This is a genomic window from Halomonas sp. (assembly GCF_029263665.1).
Taxonomy (GTDB): domain Bacteria; phylum Pseudomonadota; class Gammaproteobacteria; order Pseudomonadales; family Halomonadaceae; genus Halomonas.
The window spans coordinates 1-18,972 of the sequence record NZ_JAJUFQ010000010.1 but is presented as its reverse complement, the minus strand read 5'-3'; the positions used below and the strand labels follow the sequence as shown (position 1 = coordinate 18,972).

The window sequence follows — 18,972 nt, the reverse complement described above, 5'->3', positions numbered from 1 at the left end:
CCACACACCCAACAGTGTGCACCTTGCCTCAGCGGGTGATTTAAGCTCATCCCGAACGCGATCAAGAAAGGCCGCCATCGCGTCTTGATAACGCCCGCACAACCCTAAATGCCACATATTTTTATCGCTCAACACCAGGCAGGAAAAAGACCACAACCTTGTCAGAAGATTCCCACCCCGCATAAAGAGATTTTCCATTGATGCCGATCAATTCATTTGTCAAAGTGCTTTCCAATTAATGGGAAGCAAATGAAAAACATCACCCTGCAGGAATATTAATATTACTGGGAAGATCTTTACTTGATCTTGGATAAAGTCTTACTTGAGTAAACTCTGGTCCAGGAAGATTTCCAATTGGAGAATCTTCTAATTGATGACAGATATCATTGAGAACAGATCTAATTGAGAAATTTTTTATCCATGAAAAGTTCTACCCGTCAAAAAAATTCCACCCATGAGAAAAGCACCAACACTAGAATAAAAGACAGGAAAACAACTGGCTTAAATTCTTGCTTATTATCCACAAACAATAATCTTCACCTCGATACACACCACATCAAGATGGTGATTTCAGAAAACTGAATCAAGGACCGGACAATGGTGAACAACATTAAATCTATCAATAATGGACTTGCCTTGCTCCTGGCTAGCCTTAGCCTGACATCCGCTAGTGCAGCGATAGCAGCGGACAATGTGAATACTACGAACAGCATGAGTGTAGAGGAAACGGCTAAAGCACAGTTCGTAGATGACACGACAGCGAAATTGCCAGAAGGGTATCGTAGCTGGGTCCATGTGGGCACCTTCCTCAAGGAGCCCGGTTCCAAGAGCATTCTTGACGGCAGCACTATCGAAGGTGCTTCGTTTGCCCATACCTATGTCGAGCCCTCCGCCCTCGCGGCATACAAGGCATCCGGGAAATGGCCCGATGGTACCCAGTTCGTCAAGGAGTTTGCTGTTTCAAGTCTTGATGATGGCAGCTGCGACAAAAAAACAGGCCTCTGCTCAACGGAGCACGGTGTAGGCATCTTTGAAAACTATTACCTTGGCATTGCCTATATGGTGAAAGACGCCGAGCGCTTCCCCGATGCTGCCGGCAACTGGGGTTACTTCGGATTCGGACCTGCCAAGGAAAAAGGCGCATCTTATCCCGAAACTGCAGCATTGCGTCCCGTTGAGAATTGCGCAGGTTGTCATATTTCCCATGTAGCAGATACAGACTACGTCTTCAGTGGCCTGCACCTGGGACTTCAATAAATCATTATCTGTCATTTTTGGTCTGCAAATAGCAGCAAAGAATAGCAGCGAAGAATATCAGCGTAAGCATTCAACACTGTCCCTCTGATGAACTCGCTGGACTTGCCACTGCATATCCCATATGTGCTGTGGTACTCAACCCTGTATGACCTTCGCATACAACTGGAGAAGTCAATGAAGCTGATGACAATGAAAAAAACCGTGGCAGTCACTGCTGCCATCCTGGGCAGTATTGCACTAGGTGGCACCCAGGCATTGGCCAGTCACCACTTTGAAACCACCCTCGTACAACAGAAACCTGCTCTTAACCAGTTGGACAACTACGTCTTTGCTTCTGAGCGTCCTGATCACACTGCCTTCATCATGAATGTCAGTTCGACGCCAAAGGAAGGCGATGATGGCATTTTCTCCTCTGAAGCGCTGTACAATATCCATGTATCCAATGATGACAAGTTCGAGACAGGGCACACTTTCAGCCTTCAGTTTGATGGTGACAAGTACACGCTGTATTCGTCGGATAAGCCGAATGGACCTGTCGGTGAAATGGGTACCAAGATCGGTGAAGGCGTCGTAGGAAAGACAGCCGAACTGTCCGATGGCATTCAAGTATGGGCTGGCGTTGCAAAAGATCCCTTCTATGGCAATTCACCTAGCCTGCACCTGTTGCGCACCGAGTTGAACAGCGGCCAACCCTATGATCCAGACATCTGGTCTCAGTCTGGCGGCAAGAGCATCTTCGTTGGTCGCAAGTCAGCCGCCATTGTGTTGGACGTGCCGAACTCCATGCTGAGCTCAACGATACGTACTTTCATGACCACGGATGTCAAGCAGGATGACGATTCCTGGCAGCAAATTCAGTTCTCCGCCAACCCGCTGTTCTCACACATCATGCTGTTTGAGAATGAAGCACTGAAAGAAGCATATAACCGTACTCGTCCGGACATGCAGGATGACTACAAGCCGATTGCAGCAGCTCGCATCTCTCGTGCAGCGACACTGGCTAAATCTCAAGATGATCCCATCAAGTATGGCAACGAGATTGCTGATCAGTTGATCCCTGATGTCCTCACCTACAAGCCTGGCACCGAGGCAACCTTTACCGCCACGGAGCGCAATGGCCGCCCGTTGGATGATGATGCCATGAGCGTGGTGTTGACCATGCTGCTCGGCACAGAGACGGATCAGAAGATTCCTAATCCCAAGCTGCATACAGATACTTTCCCGTATGTCATTCCCACTACGCTGAACTGATATTACGGAACAGGTATCGATGAACGGATATTTCAGGGATAGCTCGACATTGCTGAACGCGGAATAACCTCTGAAAACACGTTCATGTAACGCCATGGTGGTGGGCATTCTTGCCCACCACTGCTTGTTTGATATTTTACCTTTCTTCCAAGGGGTGCAGTCTTGGACTCGTCACTGATTCCCCGTAAGTCACTGCGTACCTTGTTACGCTATCCAGGCCGCCTATTGACTCGCTCTTCTCGATCGAGACAACTGGCAGGCAGTCTACTCCTGCTACTGTTCACGCCAATGGTACAGGCCCATGAGTTCTGGCTGGTACCACATGACGGGATTACCACAAAAGGCGAGAAAGTTGCCTTCGAACTACGTATTGGCCCCACCTGGCCTGGAGTTCAAGTACCACGACAAGCAGGCCTGGTTCGCTGGTTCAAGGCCCAGGACGCATCGGGAACAAGGGAAGTTCCTGGCCGGGAAGGATCACTTGTCGTAGGACATCTGAACGCCCGGGAACCAGGAGCCACCGTAGTAGCCATGCGTACTAATAGTGCCTCTATCGATCTGCCCGCATCGGAGTTCAATCAGTATCTGCAGGAGGAAGGCCTGACCAATGTCCTGGAGCTTCGTCGTAAATTTGGCCTGATGGAGGCACCCAGCCGGGAAAGCTTCTCACGCTGTGCCAAAAGCATCGTCTTCGTCGATGGACAAAGCCAGGGCTTTGATCAGCAAATGAACCTGCCTCTGGAGCTCATCCCGCGCAGTGACCCCATGAGTCTCCCTGCAGGAAGCCCTTTCAAGCTCCAACTGCTGTTCAACGACCAACCCTTGTCCGGGGCGCTGATCAAGGCACAGCTCAAGACCGACCCGGTCATCGAAATGACGGCTGTCTCCGACCACCAAGGCTTCGTTAGTTTTCTCTTGCCAGAAGCGGGATTGTGGCTGTTCAACGCCGTGCATATGGAGCCGAGTGCCGAGCTGGATAGTGACAGGGACTGGGAAAGCCTCTGGGCCTCTTTGACCATGGAACTCCCGCTCCCACAGGCGCAAGGCACCACTGCTCCTTAAAACATAACAACAGAACACTACGACAGAACACAACAACTTAAACCTTTCATGTCCGCCAAGGACTGGCATTCATTATCTCAACCTAAGGGTAACAAACATGCACCGGACTCCATTTCACCAACCTGCGTGGCAATGGCCACTTGCCATGTTCCTCATTGTTCTTCTCGGTGTGTTCACCAGCACAGCAGCTGAAGCTCATACGGGAGGTTCACAAGGTTGGCTACATCCACTCACAGGAATGGATCACCTATTGGCGATGATCGCCGTTGGTGCCTGGAGCAGTCAGATGGGGGGCCGGGCAATATGGATCGTTCCCAGTGCTTTTGTTGTCTGCATGTTGTTGGGCGGTCTGCTGGGCTTCGAGCTGATTGAACTGCCAGGCGTGGAAATAGGCATAGCACTATCGGTGATATTGCTCGGCCTGGCCATTGGCCTGGAAAGAACCTTCCCGGTCGCACTTGCCGCCGCTGGCGTCGGCATCTTCGGCATTTTCCATGGTTATGCGCATGGCTATGAAATGCCGGTCATGGACAACAAAGTCGCCTATACAACCGGTTTCCTGGCCACGACTGCCAGCCTGCATGTGCTGGGTGCCGTTGTCGCTCTGTTGCTACTCAAACTGGCTCATGGCCGTATTGTGCTACGCATTCTGGGTTTTATTTGCGCACTTCTCGGTATCTACTTGATGCTCCAACTGTAGATCTGTATCGAGTGGGCTGAATACCAGGCCCACTCAAGCCCTATCCCAGCCTTTTCCATCATCAGTTTCTTCTGGCTTTTGATCTCTTTCTGACTCCCTCCGATACTCCCTGAGCTTCAACCCTCTTTCCTTCGAATTCTTAGACCTGTTTTCCGGGATCACTCTCGAATTTTCTTCGTATCAGCTCTTCGTGCCCGCTCTTCGCCCCAGTGCTTCATGTCAGCTTTTCATATCAGAGGCCAACCGATGACAGGCAACGACATATACTGAATTCATCAGTGTATTTCATGTACGAAGAGATTCGGATGGATTCAACCATTGCCTCAGCATCTCAAGCACTTGCCGCCGGTAATCCTTTTGATGCCATGAACCTGGTCGCCTTGCGTGACGATGCGCCAGCACTTGCCTTGCGTGGCATTGCGATGGCCCAGATCGGTGACCTGGTGCGAGCAAAGTCACTCCTGCGCGAGGCCGTGCGAGCCTTTGGTCCTCAAGACAGGGTGGCACAAGCCAGGTGCGTCGTGGCAGAAACAGAAATCGCTCTCGCCACACGCGATCTAGGCTGGTCAACCAAGCGGCTCGATGCTGCACGGAAAACACTGGATACCCATCATGATCATGCCAATGCCGCGCTTGCCCGGCATATCGAACTGAGGCGCCAACTCTTGCTCGGGCAACTCGACCATGTTGAACAGGCTCTCTCCGAAATCGACACCACGCCTTATCCACCCGCACTGAAAGCCTCTCATGAGTTGGTGATTGCCGGCGTCAGGATGCGCCGCCTGCAGACACAGTCTGCCCGTCAGGCGCTCGTTCGTGCAGCCAGGTACGCTCGCCAGTCTGGTATTCCTGGCCTGATGGCCGAGACCGAAGATACTGCTCTTGTTCTGAATACGCCGGCAGCACGCTTGATCACTTCCGGCAGAGAGCGGCTAATACTGCTCGAAGAGGTTGAAGCACTGCTGGCCTCCAGGTCTCTCGTCGTCGATGCCTGCCGGTATGACGTGCGCCTTGGAGACACCACCATTTCACTCGCCCAACGCCCACTGCTGTTCACTCTCATTCGAATCCTGAGTGAAGCCTGGCCCAATGATATCTCTCGAGACGTGTTGATCGAGCAAACCTTCCGGACAAAGTACGCCGATGATACACATCGCGTGCGCCTGCGCGTCGAAATCGGGCGTCTGCGCAAGCTGTTGAAAGAGCTGCTGGACATAGAGGCCACATCACGGGGGTTTGTGCTGGTACCAGGCCAGGACCAAGAGGTCGCCGTACTGGCCAGGCCTGTCGAGGAAAGGCATGGCTCATTACTTGCCCTGCTGGCGGATGGGCAGGCATGGTCAAGCTCTACCTTGGCAGCAGCGCTTGGGGCCAGCCAGCGCACTGTACAGAGAGCGCTCGACACCTTGGCAGCAGCAGGTAAAGTGCAATCTTTTGGACATGGCCGGACATGTCGCTGGTTGCTACCTTCCATTCCGGCATTCACGACAACCTTGTTACTCCCAGCTCCACTTCCTGGCGACTAGCCTACAGACATCGTTCATCGCCAAAGAGGATTACCCCATGAAACGATCAGTGGCCAACATCATCCGCGAATACGGCCCATTCCCGAATGTGGAAGCCATACATGGCGTTACCTACGATGGTCAACGCATCTGGTTCGGGATTGGACAGCAATTGCATGCGCTGGATCCGGGAAATGGGCAATCCGTGAGATCGCTCGATGTCGTCGCCGACGCCGGCACCGCCTTTGATGGCCAATATCTGTACCAGATCAGCGGAGATTGCATCCAGAAAGTCGACCCGCATGATGGCAGTGTCATTGCGACCATCCCGGCACCCAGCACCGAAAACTCAGGCCTTGCATGGGGAGAAGGCTCACTCTGGGTTGGCCAGTACCGGAATCGCAAGATCCATCAGGTCGATCCTGAGACGGGTGAAGTGCTGCGTACCCTGGAATCCAATCGCTGTGTCACTGGCGTGACCTGGAATGGTACAGAGCTGTGGCACGGCACCTGGGAAAATGACGAGAGTGAGCTGCGCCATATCAACCCGGATACAGGAGAAGTTCTGGAAACCATCGAGATGCCGAGTGGTACGGGAGTGTCGGGGCTTGAGTCCGACGGCAACGGCCAGTTCTTTTGTGGCGGAGGTGGGAGCGGGAAATTGAGAACCGTCAGCCGCTCCTGAATTAGCAGGCAGAAGCGCTCACCAACCAAAGAGCCCTCGCATTCTGCAGGCAGTCTGCGAGGGCTCTTTGCTGTATTTCTCAAACGCTTACTTCTCAGGTTTCTTCTCAAGCGGTGTCACACCGAATAGAAGATGCGATACCAATCGACGAAGCGTTGCACGCCGTCTTCCACCGTCACTTCGGGACGGTAGCCAGTGGCTGCGAACAACGCCTCGGTATCCGCCCAGGTGCGCGGAACATCGCCAGCCTGCATCGGCTTGAAATCACAGATAGCCTCGCGCCCTGTCGCTTTCTCGATGGCTCGAATGAAGTCCATCAATGACACCGGGCTGCCATGGCCGATATTGAACAATGCATAAGGCGCGGTGCGAGTATCGGTGGTGACTTCGTCCGTGCCACGCGGCTTGGGCACCACATCCAGCACTCTGACAACACCCTCGACGATATCATCGATATAGGTGAAGTCCCGTGACATGTCGCCATGGTTATACACATCCAGCGGCTTGCCTTCGAACACTGCCCGGGTGAACTTGAACAGTGCCATGTCCGGCCTGCCCCAAGGCCCATACACAGTAAAGAAGCGCAGTCCCGTCGTCGGCAAGTCATATAGGTGCGAATAGGTATGCGCCATCAGCTCATTGGCTTTCTTGGTCGCCGCATACAGACTGATGGGATGATCGACATTGTCGTCGGTGGAGAAAGGTACCTTCTCGTTGGCCCCATAGACAGAGCTCGAAGACGCGTAGACCAGGTGCTCCACTTTTGAATGGCGACAGCCTTCCAGCACATTCATATGGCCAACAAGGTTCGCATCCACATAGGCGTTGGGGTTCTCCAGCGAATAGCGCACCCCAGCCTGAGCTGCCAGATGAATGACCCGGTCAAAGGATTCCCGCTCGAAAAGTGCCGCCATGGCATCACGATCCGCCAGGTCCAGGCGTTCGAAGCGGACATCCGGGCAATCTGACAGATTCTCCAGTCGTGCCTGCTTGAGAGACACATCGTAGTAGTCGTTCAGGTTGTCGATGCCTACGATCTCATGCCCCTGCCCAGACAGGCGGCGTGCCACAGCATGGCCAATAAAACCCGCCATACCGGTGATCAACAGTTTCATACAAAATCCTTGCAGGACATGGCCCTTGCCAACGATGGTCCATTGTAGCGCGCCAGCCTCATCAACTCTAAGCGCATCACCACGATCAATTCGTTATCCCCCACTACCTGCTTTCGGCTTGATTGCCAGTTCAAAAGTCATTATCGAATAGCGGCTTGGTGTTCAATTTCCAGCCCTAGTCTTTCCTTCCCTGCCCACAGCCTAGGGAAGCGCTGAAGAAATCGGCGAGCATGCTCAAGCACAAGGCGCCCGGAGCACAGGAACCGGAGCATATGGGGTATATGTGAGGATTCCGCGCACCGCGCAACGCAGTGATTGAGTAGCGCAGCCATTTATACAGTGTTTCACTAGCTATGATAGGCTTGCGCGGTCACATTAATACCCTATAGCAAGGAGCTGCTCGTGAACCATCAGCGTATCGCCTTCGTCATCGAAGACCTGTACGGCGGCGGCGCCCAGAAGTCGCTCCTCTACACTGCCGACCAGCTCCGCCAGCGCGGCCATGCCGTCAAGGTATTCACGCTACGTGACCGGGTCGAGCATCGCCTGCCGGAAGGCTTGGAAATCGAGAATCTCGCGGTAGTGACCCCATTCACCAAGGCCACTACCACCGTGCTGACCGAAAAGTGGCAGGCACGCAAGATCAAGAAGGCACTGGATGCCTGGCAACCTGAAGTGGTGATTTCCTGCTCCTGCGACAAGATCACCCGTCATCTGGACCTACCCAACCTGTATTTCTGGATCAAATCCGATGTGTCGGCCAAGTTCAGCGATCCTGCCCAACGGGAAAAGGCCTTTGCCAAGGTGAGGCGTTTCTATACCGGCCGCAAGGTGATTGCCGTATCACAAGGGGTCAAGGAAAATCTCGAGAAAGTGGTCGGCCTCAAGGCCGAAACCATCATCCCTATTTACAACCCCTACGAGAGAGAACCTTTTGAGGCCATGGCAGCAGAGCCACTGAGCCTGCCTGATGGGGTTGAGGAAGGCCGTTACTTCCTGAGTGTCGCAGCACTGGAACCACGCAAGCGCCAGGATCGCCTGCTACGTGCCTACCGTCGTGCAGTGGATAAGCATGGCCTCTCCTTTCCTTTACTGATCATGGGCAAAGGCAAGGCAGAGAACGAAGCCAAGGTGGCCAGTCTGGTAAAGGAGCTCGACCTGGAAGACCGGGTGCACTTGCTGGGTTATCACCATAACCCTTATCCCTACATTCGCGCAGCCACTGCCATGGTGTTGACCTCCGAGGCGGAAGGCCTGCCGCGTGTATTGATTGAAGCACTGCTGCTGCATACCCCGGTAATCAGCGTGGACTGCCCCAGTGGCCCCAAGGAAATTCTCACCCAGGAACTGGAAGACTTCCTGCTCGAACCGGATGACGAGACTGGGTTGGCAGCAGCACTGGCGCGCATGGAGGCCAATCCCGTCACCATCGAACCTCGTCACTACCAGCAGTTTCTGCGTGAGAACGTTCTACCGCATTTCGAGGCTTTGAATTTATAAGCATCGTATTTCGGGACATTGCAGTAGAGGCGCACCATGAAATTGCTTGATATCCCCTTCAACGACCGTCGCCGGCGTTATCTGGTGTTCCATCCCAGGAATCTGCCGGAGCGCCTGGCCCTGGCCAGCACCACCACGACGCAAGCCTTCGAAGCAGTAGGCTCAAGCCGTTTCTACACCTCCCAGGACGGCAAGATTCTGGCCAAGGTCGTGCCGGACAAGTTCTCCAAACGCCAACATCCCTTGCAATGGCTGACCCGAGATTATCTTGAGAAGCGCTGGTTCGCTCAGTCAGATGCACGCAAGGAGTACCTGAGCATGCGCATCCTGCACCGTACGGGCCTCAGGACGCCTCGCTTTCACGGCTGGGGCTTGAGTCTTAATCCCGTCAACCGCAATGCATCGCTATTGCTGATGGAGCGTATTGAACATGCCCAGATGGGGGGCGACCGGTTCAGGGAAATGGACGAGCCCTGCCGCGAGCAACTACTGGATCGGGTCGCCGATGAGGTCCTGATGTTGGCCAAGGCCGGCTACCTGCATCGAGATCTTCATCTCAACAATCTTCTGGTGACACCAGACAACGAACTGATCTGGGTCGATGCCCATCTGCGCAGAATGCCCAACAACCCATCCAGGCAATGGCCCGCCCTGCTTGCTACCCTGTCGCCAACCAAGCTTTATGGCGAACCGTATCGTCAAAGAGTGGAAACACGGCTTAAAAAGCAATGGAGCCGCATATAGCGGCTCCATAGAGGCAACATGCCAACGCTTGCGAGCGTGATGATCAGGCATTAGCGGGATTTGCCAATTCCAGATAGCGCTCCACCACGCTCCTGATACGCAGGTGATCACACACATCTTCAGGAATGACCGGCGGCCGTTCCACCACATTACGAATGGACCTGGCAAAAGCTTGCGTATCATTCAACGGCACAAGGTACTCGGGAAAGTCTTGCAGAATCTCGGCAGGCCCGCAGGGACAATCGACACTTACCACTGGTGTGCCCAACGCTAATGCTTCAGGCAATACCAACGGAAAACCTTCATAATCCGAACTCAGCAACTGTGCTGTTGCCCGCCGCATGTAGGCGTAAGGATTATCGCGATGTCCCAGAAACTGTACCTGGCTCGTCAGCCCTCTTTCCTTGGCCATGGCCTCCACCTCGGCCTGTCCGTTACCACCACCCACGAGAATCAGCGGCAGGGAAACGCCACTCGCCTGGTAGGCATCGAACAGCCGATCAAAGCGCTTCTGGCGTATATCCATGCGTCCGACATACAGCAGATACTCCGCCGGAACATCATTGACAGGTGCCTGGCCCAGCTCCCTGATACGGTCAATATCCAATGGGTTGTGTATTGCGACTCCCGGTTGGGGACGAATACCGAAGTAGAAACATAGACGCTCCAACATACCGCGCGATACGGTCACAACCTTCCGCCCTTCATACAGCGACTTGACCTTGCGCTGCTTCAACCAGCGCCCCACGCCTCGCTTGTTGCCAAGAAATCCCGTCACAGGATCCGCATGCAGGCAATACCATGCATCGCCTGCCAGCCGGGTGCGCGACACGACCTGATGGGCGTGATGAAGGTGTGCCAGCACCAGATCGAAACGCATCCCCTGTCCTTCCAGCCACTGATCCAGACGCCGGGCATGCAGCGCGTAACGCTGCCAGCGTTCATGAGTCCCTTCGGCCTTGAAAGGCAATTGCACCACATCGACGTCCGTGAAGGTATAGCGCTGTCGGTCACTCAGAATCACCAGCGTCACAGCCGCTCCTGCCTGCTGCATCCCCAGGATAAGGTCCCTGACAACGACAGGCGCCCCACCGGTATCCAGGTGATCAACAACGAACAGCACGTTCGCAGCAACATTTCGCGCAGATGATGTAGCAACACGGGACGGCATGGATATCCCTTCTCCAGATCGAATCTCAGAACGCTATGATGCCAGAAAGGCTGCGGCAACGCGCTCAGGACGGAAGTCCTCAAGCCATTCATCACGAATCGGCGGTTTTTCACCTATCGATGCGCTCTGCATCGCCTCCGCCAGGGCAGTTTCATCGCGAGGCACAATACAGGATTCCAGCTCCCCTTTGAGCACCTGGCGTACTCCCCCGGGGCAGTCAACTGACAGCACCGGTGTGCCACAAGTCAAAGCCTCAAACAGCACAATACCCATGCCCTCAAAGCGCGAGCTCAGCACAAACAGCCGCGCATGTCGCATCCAAGGGTAAGGATTCGGCTGATTGCCCGCAAAAATGACGCGAGAAGCAATGCCAAGTTCCGAGGCCCGTGCCTGTAGTGCGTCCCTCTCCTGGCCATCTCCCACTAGCACCAAGGGCAATGTCAGCCCGCTGCGAGCATAGGCATCAAGCAATAATGCCTGGTCCTTGGCTGGCACCAGCCTGGCAACGTTGACGATATAAGGTTGTTGGGGAAGGTCGGGAGGTACTTCCTGCATCTGGCGTCGAATGACATCCATGGGACATGGGTTGGGAATCACTTCCAACCCACTGGGCTGGAAGTGCCAAAGTGCCATGGCATCTCTAGCACTCTGAGCGACCCCTTCGGATACCGCCACCAGATGACGTCGATGATAGAGCAAGCGGGCAAAGAGTCGGCGCCGCCGAGATGTGTGACGAAGATGAAAGATATTCTCCAGCACATAGCGCGCACGCGAATCGCGGAAGGTCCAGGTCAGTTCAAACGTCCCTGTCCCCCGAAATACAATACGGTCCACTCGTCCATGCTCACGCTCAAAGCGCCTGAGCCAACGGCGGAAGACCACTCCCCCCATGATACCGGTCCCCAGAAACAGGGCTCGCCCCAATATTGGGTTGAGTACCAGGCGAGCAGCCAGTTCCAGTAGATAGCCGACCCCGGTCATGCGTGCCCGCTTCATCAGTGGCAGAAAGTGGACATGCACATCTTCCCGATTCGGCTTTAGTGCCTGATCTTTCTGGCGGAAGCAGACAAGATGGCTGTCATGGCCGGATGCAGCAAACGCATCCGCCAGATTGACAGCAACGCGTTGCATTCCGCCCATGGTCAAGGAACGCACAACAACCAGTGTTCTCAAACTTTCCGTTCTCCTTTCCTACGCTGCCACATGATACCCCTACCAGCACCACTACACCTCCTCGCCTCTTGGTATACTTCATTTGAGGTATAAGCGCAGGGAACACCCATATGACATGCATAATAAAACACAGCCTGAGAACAGGGCTATGACGGACCGAAAGCGTTTCCTATTGGCCTTACGCCGCATGGGCACCGGAGGTATTGAACAAGCGACTCGCACACTTGCCTGCGCATTGGCCAAGGCTGGCCACGATGTTCATCTCCTCGTGCTGAAGGGTGGCATGCAGCAGGAAATGCCCGCACAAGTGACAGTGCATTGTCTTGATGTCGACCGCATCAGCCGACGCGGCTGGGGCTTGGTCATGCATGCGGCCGAGCGCCTCGTGCTCAGCCCTCTTGTCAAAGGGTCTGGATTCGTCTGGCGAAGCAAACGCTGCAGCATGGCCTTTGCTCGCTTCGTCCACGCCCTGGAACAGCAGTATGGACATCTGGACCTGATACTCATCCGTGGCCAGGGTGCCTTCGAAAGCCTCGGGGAATTCAACGATCCTCGCGCCTGGCGCGTGGTGGAATCCGTCACCGGACGCTTCCCGCACAACCGTAGAGGACGCTGGCTGACACGTGCGCTATATCAGGACAAGCAAGTCCTGTGTGTTTCCCAGGGCGTGCAGCAGCAACTCCTTGAATACCTTCGCTGCCAGAATGTTACTTTGACCAGAAGCGAGGTACTCTACAATGCAGTGCCCGTGGAGCACATTCAGCAGCAGGCTTTGCAGCCAACCACTCCTTCCTTCGAGCCCCCCTATCTCGTGCATGTTGGTCGACTGGTACCCGTCAAGAACCAGCGCCGCCTGCTGCATGCTTACCAGATCGCAGTCGAGCATGGCCTGAAGCATGACCTCGTAATCATCGGTGATGGTTCGGAGCGCGCTGCACTAGAAGTGTTGAGTGAAGCACTCGGGCTGAGCCACAAGGTGCACTTCCTGGGTAGCCAATCCAATCCCTACCCATGGGTCAAGCAGGCGGATGCCTTTGTGCTGAGTTCCAATTTCGAAGGCTTGGGCCTTGTCCTGATCGAGGCGCTTGCCTTGGGCACCCCCTGTGTTGCCTGCGACGTTCCTGGAGGCATTCGTGAAGTACTGAGAGGGGATCAGCATCGCCTGTTGGCAGCTCCCGATGAGCAAGCGCTGGCGGAAAAAATGTTGGAGGCCGTCTCACACCCGATGCCGGTCCAGGAAGCCTGGGTTGCCCCTTTCACCGAAGCCATCATCATCCGACAATTATTGGCACTCACTTCCCTTGCCATGGAGGCACCACATGCCCATCCGGCGTGATCATTCTCTGCCCCTCACCCCTGATGTTGTCTTTCCCGCCAGGATTGATCACCAAGGCCGATTGAGCATTGACGACAAGCAGGGTGATGTTACCTCCATGGGGACAGCCACCTGGCTGCTGGAAGTGACATATCATGCAGGAGGACGATGGAAGCTACCTGGTGTCACCACAGCAGAAAACGGCCAGATTCGCTTCACGCAATACTTTGAGTGCAATGAGACTGGCAAGCGCTTGCTCAATCTGACCGGCATTCACTCCTTCGATGCCATCAAACTACGCAAGGTGCACTGCACACTCGACCGAGAGATGCGCCTGCTGGGCTTCAAACGCCCACCGCTGGAAGATGGGCCATTGATGATCATCGCGCCTCATCCAGACGATGCTGAACTGGCAGCCTTCGGCCTGTATCAGCATTACGCAAAGAACACCTGGATTGTGACCCTGACCGCAGGTGAAACCCTCAAGCGCCTGGACAAACAGTACCTTCCCCAACTGGATGACGACCTGGGCGTCGCCTGTCGCCGCAAAGGTCATATCCGTACCTGGAACAGCGCCACCACTCCTCTACTGGCAGGGGTACCTGCTGAGCAACTCGTCATGCTGGGGTATTTCAATGATACCTTGAGTGCCATGCTGGCCGAGCCGGACAAGGAGATTCCCTCACATGGGGCTTCCGGCATATCCGTCAGTGATTTCCGACGCTGGAACCACAAGCCACTTGCCAGCGATCAGTCACCCGCTATCAACTGTGGCAATCACCTATTGGCCGACCTGACCGCCTTGCTCGATGACATTCGCCCTACCACTCTGGTCGTCACTCATCCGGATATCGATCCACACAAGGATCACCAGGCCGCGGCCAGCTGGCTGGCACAGGCCATGGCCCAGAGCCAGCATCAGCCACAACGTGTATTGCTGTATGCCAACCATCTGAAGGGCGTTCGAGGGTTCCCGCGCGGTCCTGTATTTGCCGCTGCCGGCTTATGGCCAGTTGCCGCCAATAGGCAAGGCCTACTCTCCTCACGGATATTCAGCGAACCACTTGATACGGAAGCTATCCGCGAAAAGGCCGTTGCCATGGATAGCATGCATGACCTCCGCGCACGCACTCGCCTCGACAAGGCCCTCAAACAATGGTTGGCATGGCGTCTGAGCGGCCTCCCGAAATCCACCCGGGCAAGCTTCGGTGAGCACGATTACTTCAGAACCCACCTGAAGGCTCAGGAGAATTTTACCGAGGTGACAGCAGAAACATTCATGAGCCACCTGAACCAGCAAGCATAGAAACAGTCGCCGGAATTTAAGTAAGGATCAACGTATCACTAATACCATTACAAAAAAGGCCAGCTTGGGGCTGGCCTTTTTTTAATCTCGTGGGCGGATCAAGTTTTTTGCTGCCCAGCAATCAAGCGCCAATAGTGCGTTACCAGGCCACCCACGATAATGTTATGAACGAAAACTCCCGTCCAGAAGGAATCATAGGATTCGAACTGGTTCAGCACCATCCAGTAGACAAAGAAAGCGGCACCGAATAGTGCCATATCCGTTGGCATGACGCCCGCCCGCCAGGCTTTCCAGGTAGCCCAGCCGATCCAACCGGCCAAGGTGGCAATGACCAGCACACCGATCAGACCGTAGGCGACCCAGATTTCGAGAAAATAATTGTGCAGATGACCATAATGCTGCTTGACGAAATCCGGCAACCAGGGGGTATGTTCAATCACTAGGCCACGTCCTTCCCCACCCCAGCCGACAAATGGGCGTTCAGCAATCCATTCCGTTGCTGCAATCCAGGTATGAATACGAATACCGATGCTGCTGTAAGGTACGTCATGAATTTCGCCAGCGGCCAACTGGGCAATCACATCCGCTTCCTTGGCAACTCGCTCCACCAGCAGGTCCTGTGCCAACCATATACCCGCAAGTGCAAGGACTCCGACAACCAGCAGACTCAGGCTCAACGCCCTGATAGCAACCTTGCCTGACTGCTGGCGGGCCAGGTACACCAGCCATAGCACCAGCACAATACCAAGAGAGAGTATCAATCCCAGCCAGACAGCACGTGTCTGGCCGATGAGCACACCGCACAATGCAATGACAACCAACAGCCCCCAGCCAACACGGCTTAGCCAGCTCCATGCGGATCGATAGCGCAAACAGCGGGGAGCAAATACCACCAGGCCAAGCAACACCACACCAAACAACATCGCCCCATGCTGCTCGTTGCGCACCCCGAAGCCGGCACGCTGCCCATGAAAACCTGCCCACCATTCCTGCAAGGCACCATCATGGGTAAAGGTGGAAAGCACGAACCCTACTACGGCCAGTCCCCATATCCAGAATGTCAGGCGTGTACTACCCGCAAGCCACCAGGCAATGGCAACAAAGATGAATAGCTTGGCCAGGCGGTCTACCTGCGGGTTATCCGCCACCCATTCAGGATGGTGCAAATAGCCAAGCCCCCATGACAGACACTGCACCAGGATTACCGCCAACAGCAGCCACAATGCCCCCGAACCCCGTATTCCCTTGCCGTACCAGAGCAACGCACCAAGCCCCAGCAATGCCATCAGCGACTCCGCCTTTCCCCCTACATCACGCAGCGCAAACTGCAGTGCAGCGAAAAGCACCAGCGACAACATCCCCAAGCCCCGCAACCACAAGGGGGGATAGCTGAATGGCAAAGTATCTGGAAAGACAACGTGCTTGAACGACATCTGCATGAAAGGCTACCGACCTTAGGTTGTCAGAAACAAAGTGAGGGCCCACCAAAGGTGGCTGAGCAGACAGCCACACACATAAAAATAGCCCGGTGAAGAAGTAACGCCTTCCCAGACTTAAATCCAAATAAACTCTGTAATAGAGAATAAAAGAATAAAACAAAGTAAACTGATCACTTATCACACATTCGTAAAATACTATGATATGATAACAATATTTCTATAAATCGTGTCAATGAAAATTTAAAAAAATCTATTCATATGTTTTTTAAATTTATATTTCAATGCTAAAAAAACATTCTCAAATCTATTTTTAAACCTATTGGTATCGTGATACTCACTTCTTAAATCGACAAGTGCACTAAGTTTGTCGACTAAGTAAACATATTGAAGAGGCTGCATTTCTGACTGTTTTTCAAGTTCTCCTAACTCTATCAGTTTACTCAGCATTTCATCAACATAGCTACCTTTTACACTATAATCGCAAGGAAGTGATGCTCTAGCATATAAAACAGTATCACATAGCTCCTTAATTGCTTCTTTTTTTTGCTCAGGCTTTACTATGTCTTCATCTAATGTATTTATTACCATCTTTTCATACAGCTCTAAAGAAGGTGAAAAGTCAACATAGGTGATATTTTTAATATTATCCTCAGATGGCCCCTTATTGGGATCATCAAACTCGGTCTCCAAAAGATTATAATCCAGATTTGCGATTATATCAAAATATACTTGACGATTGTTGAAATAAGACTCAGGGGAGGCATCTGCAAGAGCATCCATTTTGCTACCAGAAAGTGGATGAAGCAGAAGGTCTTCAGTTGCAGGAATACCCATATGCATTCTAGATCTAAATTCACGATAGTGAGAGTTTAATTCATTGAGAAATTTTGGATAATATGACCTCATCCTGTCTACCGAGCGACTTACTCTCTTAGCAACAGCATCAGTATCTTTGATCGGTCTAAACAGAAAGCTGCGACGATTATGAAGAAGTTCATAGAAATCAGCTCCCCATTTTTCCCAAAATTGGCGATAACTTTCTCCCCCTGCTCCCGATATCTTAGCTTGTCCTACATCAATGCCTGCTGCGGGGATCATTCGAGTAAGCGTATATTGGCCTAACCGGTTTAACTCCCAGTTTCTAAGAGGTGTTACACCTGAAGAAATTTTTGCAGGACTTTTCCGTGACTTGGTAAGTTTCATCCCTCGTTCAGACGCAATCTTATTTGCAATCATGAAATCGACTGCATGCCGTTCACCTGGATTTGAAAATATAGAAATATTATTTTTCAGAGAACTGTCAGCCTTTACCATATAGCTTGCAAATGCAAAAGTAGTCCTTGAATCTAGGCCACCAGAAAGATCGAATTTCAAAAGAGTCTTTGATAATGCTAGTGAGCGCAAGCGCTTCTCTGTCTCACACAGATAAGCCTTAAGTGCATCTTTGTAAGAAATAGGCATATCATTTATTTTTCTTCTCTCTACAAGACTGATTTTATCTGAAAAGTTATTTCCTTCGATAATATTTATATCTTCCCATCTAGATGCAAGCTTTATCTCTGATATAATGGTATCATTTGATTGCATTTGCTCAACAAATGCTCCCCTGTACCCCCACAGCTTTATCATGGCTCCATCAGGAGTCAGCTTTTTCCCGCTCTGTGAAAGCCTCTCTATTAGCATCCATAAGCTATTGCTTACCGCCCAAAAATTTAAATCTTCATTGTCTTTGTAATAAAACCAGCGACCTGCTCCCATCCAATCGACACCAAAGCATATGGAGTCTTTATCAACTCTACATGTAACATATGCGCCATCATTACCGCTTGACACTTCCATTTCTGACAACTTATTTGATATAATAAACTTGTTATCTATAAATCCATACCCAGAGAAAAATGATGCAGTCGGAGGATTTTCTGAGTCAAAATAAACGAATTCCATAGCCTACCCTGCGAATTCTAAACAGCACGTAATTAATTATAAAAATTCTTATCTATATATCAGCGAGCTGTATCACATATTTTTAATTATTCTACACTTAAAAATCAAGTAAAAAACTCATTCTTTTTATCTCATAAAGCATATGAATTTTCGGAGATCATCAAGATTATTTCATACCGAGAAAATAATAAATATATCAAACGAAGGGTAATAATTAATATGAATTTTTTCTAGTTTCTTCACACCCAATACTGAAATGTGTGAAGAAACTAGTTAATAGGCTCTTCCGGATATAGAGAACTAACGACTACTACCGCCTAAAGAGTCCCCTCTTCCCACCCCAAAATACATTAGTCCTGCATCATGGACAACTTCCGTATCATAGAGGTTGCGTCCATCCACGATCACCGGCATGGCCAATTGCTCCTTGAGCCAATGGAAATCGACGGAACGGAACTCCTTCCACTCAGTACAGATCACCAGGGCATCCGCGCCTTTGACAGCCTGGACACGATCTCCGGCCAGTACAAGATCATCACGCTCGCCGTAGATACGACGGCACTCGCGCATCGCTTCCGGGTCATAGGCCTGAACCTTCGCGCCCGCTTGCCACAAGGCTTCCATCAGAGTGCGGCTCGGGGCATCACGCATATCATCGGTATTAGGCTTGAATGACAATCCCCAGACGGCGATGGTGCGCCCTTTCAGATTGCCATCGAAAGCATTCGACAACTTGGTGAACAGCGTCTGCTTCTGGCGGTTGTTGACCGCTTCCACGGCTCCCAGTAGCTCGGCATCATAGTCG

The 18,972-nt window shown here is 52.5% G+C and carries 16 protein-coding genes; 10 read left to right on the top strand and 6 right to left on the bottom strand.

Annotated elements, in window-relative coordinates; all coding sequences use genetic code 11:
* Positions 1–597: 597 nt before the first annotated feature.
* The 6 genes from Q1K07_RS11660 to Q1K07_RS11635 all read left to right on the top strand — a co-directional run bounded on the left by Q1K07_RS11660 (position 598) and on the right by Q1K07_RS11635 (position 6,460).
* Entirely contained in the window at positions 598–1,257 is a 660-nt protein-coding gene (locus Q1K07_RS11660; protein WP_300310991.1) for a cytochrome P460 family protein, read from the top strand.
* Positions 1,258–1,431: 174 nt separating this feature from the next.
* Positions 1,432–2,508: a DUF4331 family protein gene (locus Q1K07_RS11655; protein ID WP_300310989.1), complete on the top strand. Its 1,077-nt coding sequence runs from the start codon at positions 1,432–1,434 to the stop codon at positions 2,506–2,508.
* A gap of 162 nt (positions 2,509–2,670) precedes the next feature.
* Positions 2,671–3,570, top strand: a complete 900-nt coding sequence (locus Q1K07_RS11650; RefSeq protein WP_300310987.1) for a DUF4198 domain-containing protein — start codon at positions 2,671–2,673, stop codon at positions 3,568–3,570.
* A 97-nt stretch (positions 3,571–3,667) separates the two neighbouring features.
* Positions 3,668–4,270 (top strand): HupE/UreJ family protein, encoded by a 603-nt coding sequence (locus tag Q1K07_RS11645; RefSeq protein ID WP_366945064.1) that lies wholly within the window; start codon positions 3,668–3,670, stop codon positions 4,268–4,270.
* 305 nt (positions 4,271–4,575) lie between these two features.
* The gene (locus Q1K07_RS11640; RefSeq protein ID WP_300310983.1) at positions 4,576–5,796 is read left to right on the top strand and encodes a helix-turn-helix domain-containing protein; all 1,221 of its coding nucleotides are present in this window, start codon (positions 4,576–4,578) and stop codon (positions 5,794–5,796) included.
* Positions 5,797–5,833: 37 nt separating this feature from the next.
* Positions 5,834–6,460, top strand: a complete 627-nt coding sequence (locus Q1K07_RS11635) for a glutamine cyclotransferase (protein WP_300310981.1) — start codon at positions 5,834–5,836, stop codon at positions 6,458–6,460.
* A 116-nt stretch (positions 6,461–6,576) separates the two neighbouring features.
* Here the strand turns inward: Q1K07_RS11635 and Q1K07_RS11630 are convergent, their stop codons facing one another.
* Entirely contained in the window at positions 6,577–7,575 is a 999-nt protein-coding gene (locus tag Q1K07_RS11630; protein ID WP_300310979.1) for an NAD-dependent epimerase, read from the bottom strand.
* Between the two features lie 402 nt (positions 7,576–7,977).
* Here Q1K07_RS11630 and Q1K07_RS11625 point away from each other — a divergent pair, with 402 nt between their 5' ends.
* Positions 7,978–9,075 (top strand): glycosyltransferase, encoded by a 1,098-nt coding sequence (locus Q1K07_RS11625; RefSeq protein WP_300310977.1) that lies wholly within the window; start codon positions 7,978–7,980, stop codon positions 9,073–9,075.
* Positions 9,076–9,111: 36 nt separating this feature from the next.
* The gene (locus tag Q1K07_RS11620; RefSeq protein ID WP_300310975.1) at positions 9,112–9,819 is read left to right on the top strand and encodes a lipopolysaccharide kinase InaA family protein; all 708 of its coding nucleotides are present in this window, start codon (positions 9,112–9,114) and stop codon (positions 9,817–9,819) included.
* A gap of 43 nt (positions 9,820–9,862) precedes the next feature.
* Here the strand turns inward: Q1K07_RS11620 and Q1K07_RS11615 are convergent, their stop codons facing one another.
* Together Q1K07_RS11615 and Q1K07_RS11610 are read right to left on the bottom strand one after the other, a co-directional pair.
* Positions 9,863–10,990 carry a glycosyltransferase gene (locus Q1K07_RS11615; RefSeq protein WP_300310973.1) on the bottom strand — a complete coding sequence of 376 codons (1,128 nt, stop codon included), beginning with the start codon at positions 10,988–10,990 and terminating at the stop codon, positions 9,863–9,865.
* 33 nt (positions 10,991–11,023) lie between these two features.
* Entirely contained in the window at positions 11,024–12,163 is a 1,140-nt protein-coding gene (locus Q1K07_RS11610) for a glycosyltransferase (RefSeq protein WP_300310971.1), read from the bottom strand.
* Positions 12,164–12,311: 148 nt separating this feature from the next.
* Here Q1K07_RS11610 and Q1K07_RS11605 point away from each other — a divergent pair, with 148 nt between their 5' ends.
* Both Q1K07_RS11605 and Q1K07_RS11600 read left to right on the top strand, forming a co-directional pair.
* Positions 12,312–13,499, top strand: coding sequence for a glycosyltransferase (locus Q1K07_RS11605; RefSeq protein ID WP_300310969.1), 1,188 nt, complete (start codon positions 12,312–12,314; stop codon positions 13,497–13,499).
* Positions 13,483–14,784 carry a PIG-L family deacetylase gene (locus Q1K07_RS11600; RefSeq protein ID WP_300310966.1) on the top strand — a complete coding sequence of 434 codons (1,302 nt, stop codon included), beginning with the start codon at positions 13,483–13,485 and terminating at the stop codon, positions 14,782–14,784. The genes Q1K07_RS11605 and Q1K07_RS11600 overlap by 17 nt, the downstream gene beginning before the upstream one ends.
* Before the next feature lie 98 nt (positions 14,785–14,882).
* On the opposite strand, the gene Q1K07_RS11595 is transcribed toward Q1K07_RS11600, so the two are convergent.
* From Q1K07_RS11595 to Q1K07_RS11585, 3 genes are all read right to left on the bottom strand, one after another.
* A complete protein-coding gene (locus tag Q1K07_RS11595) occupies positions 14,883–16,223 on the bottom strand; it encodes an O-antigen ligase family protein (protein WP_300310964.1) in 1,341 nt (446 codons plus the stop codon).
* Positions 16,224–16,463: 240 nt separating this feature from the next.
* Positions 16,464–18,167, bottom strand: coding sequence for a hypothetical protein (locus Q1K07_RS11590; protein ID WP_300310962.1), 1,704 nt, complete (start codon positions 18,165–18,167; stop codon positions 16,464–16,466).
* Between the two features lie 300 nt (positions 18,168–18,467).
* The coding region (locus tag Q1K07_RS11585) for a UDP binding domain-containing protein (protein WP_300310960.1) at positions 18,468–18,972 on the bottom strand (505 nt) is incomplete at its 5' end.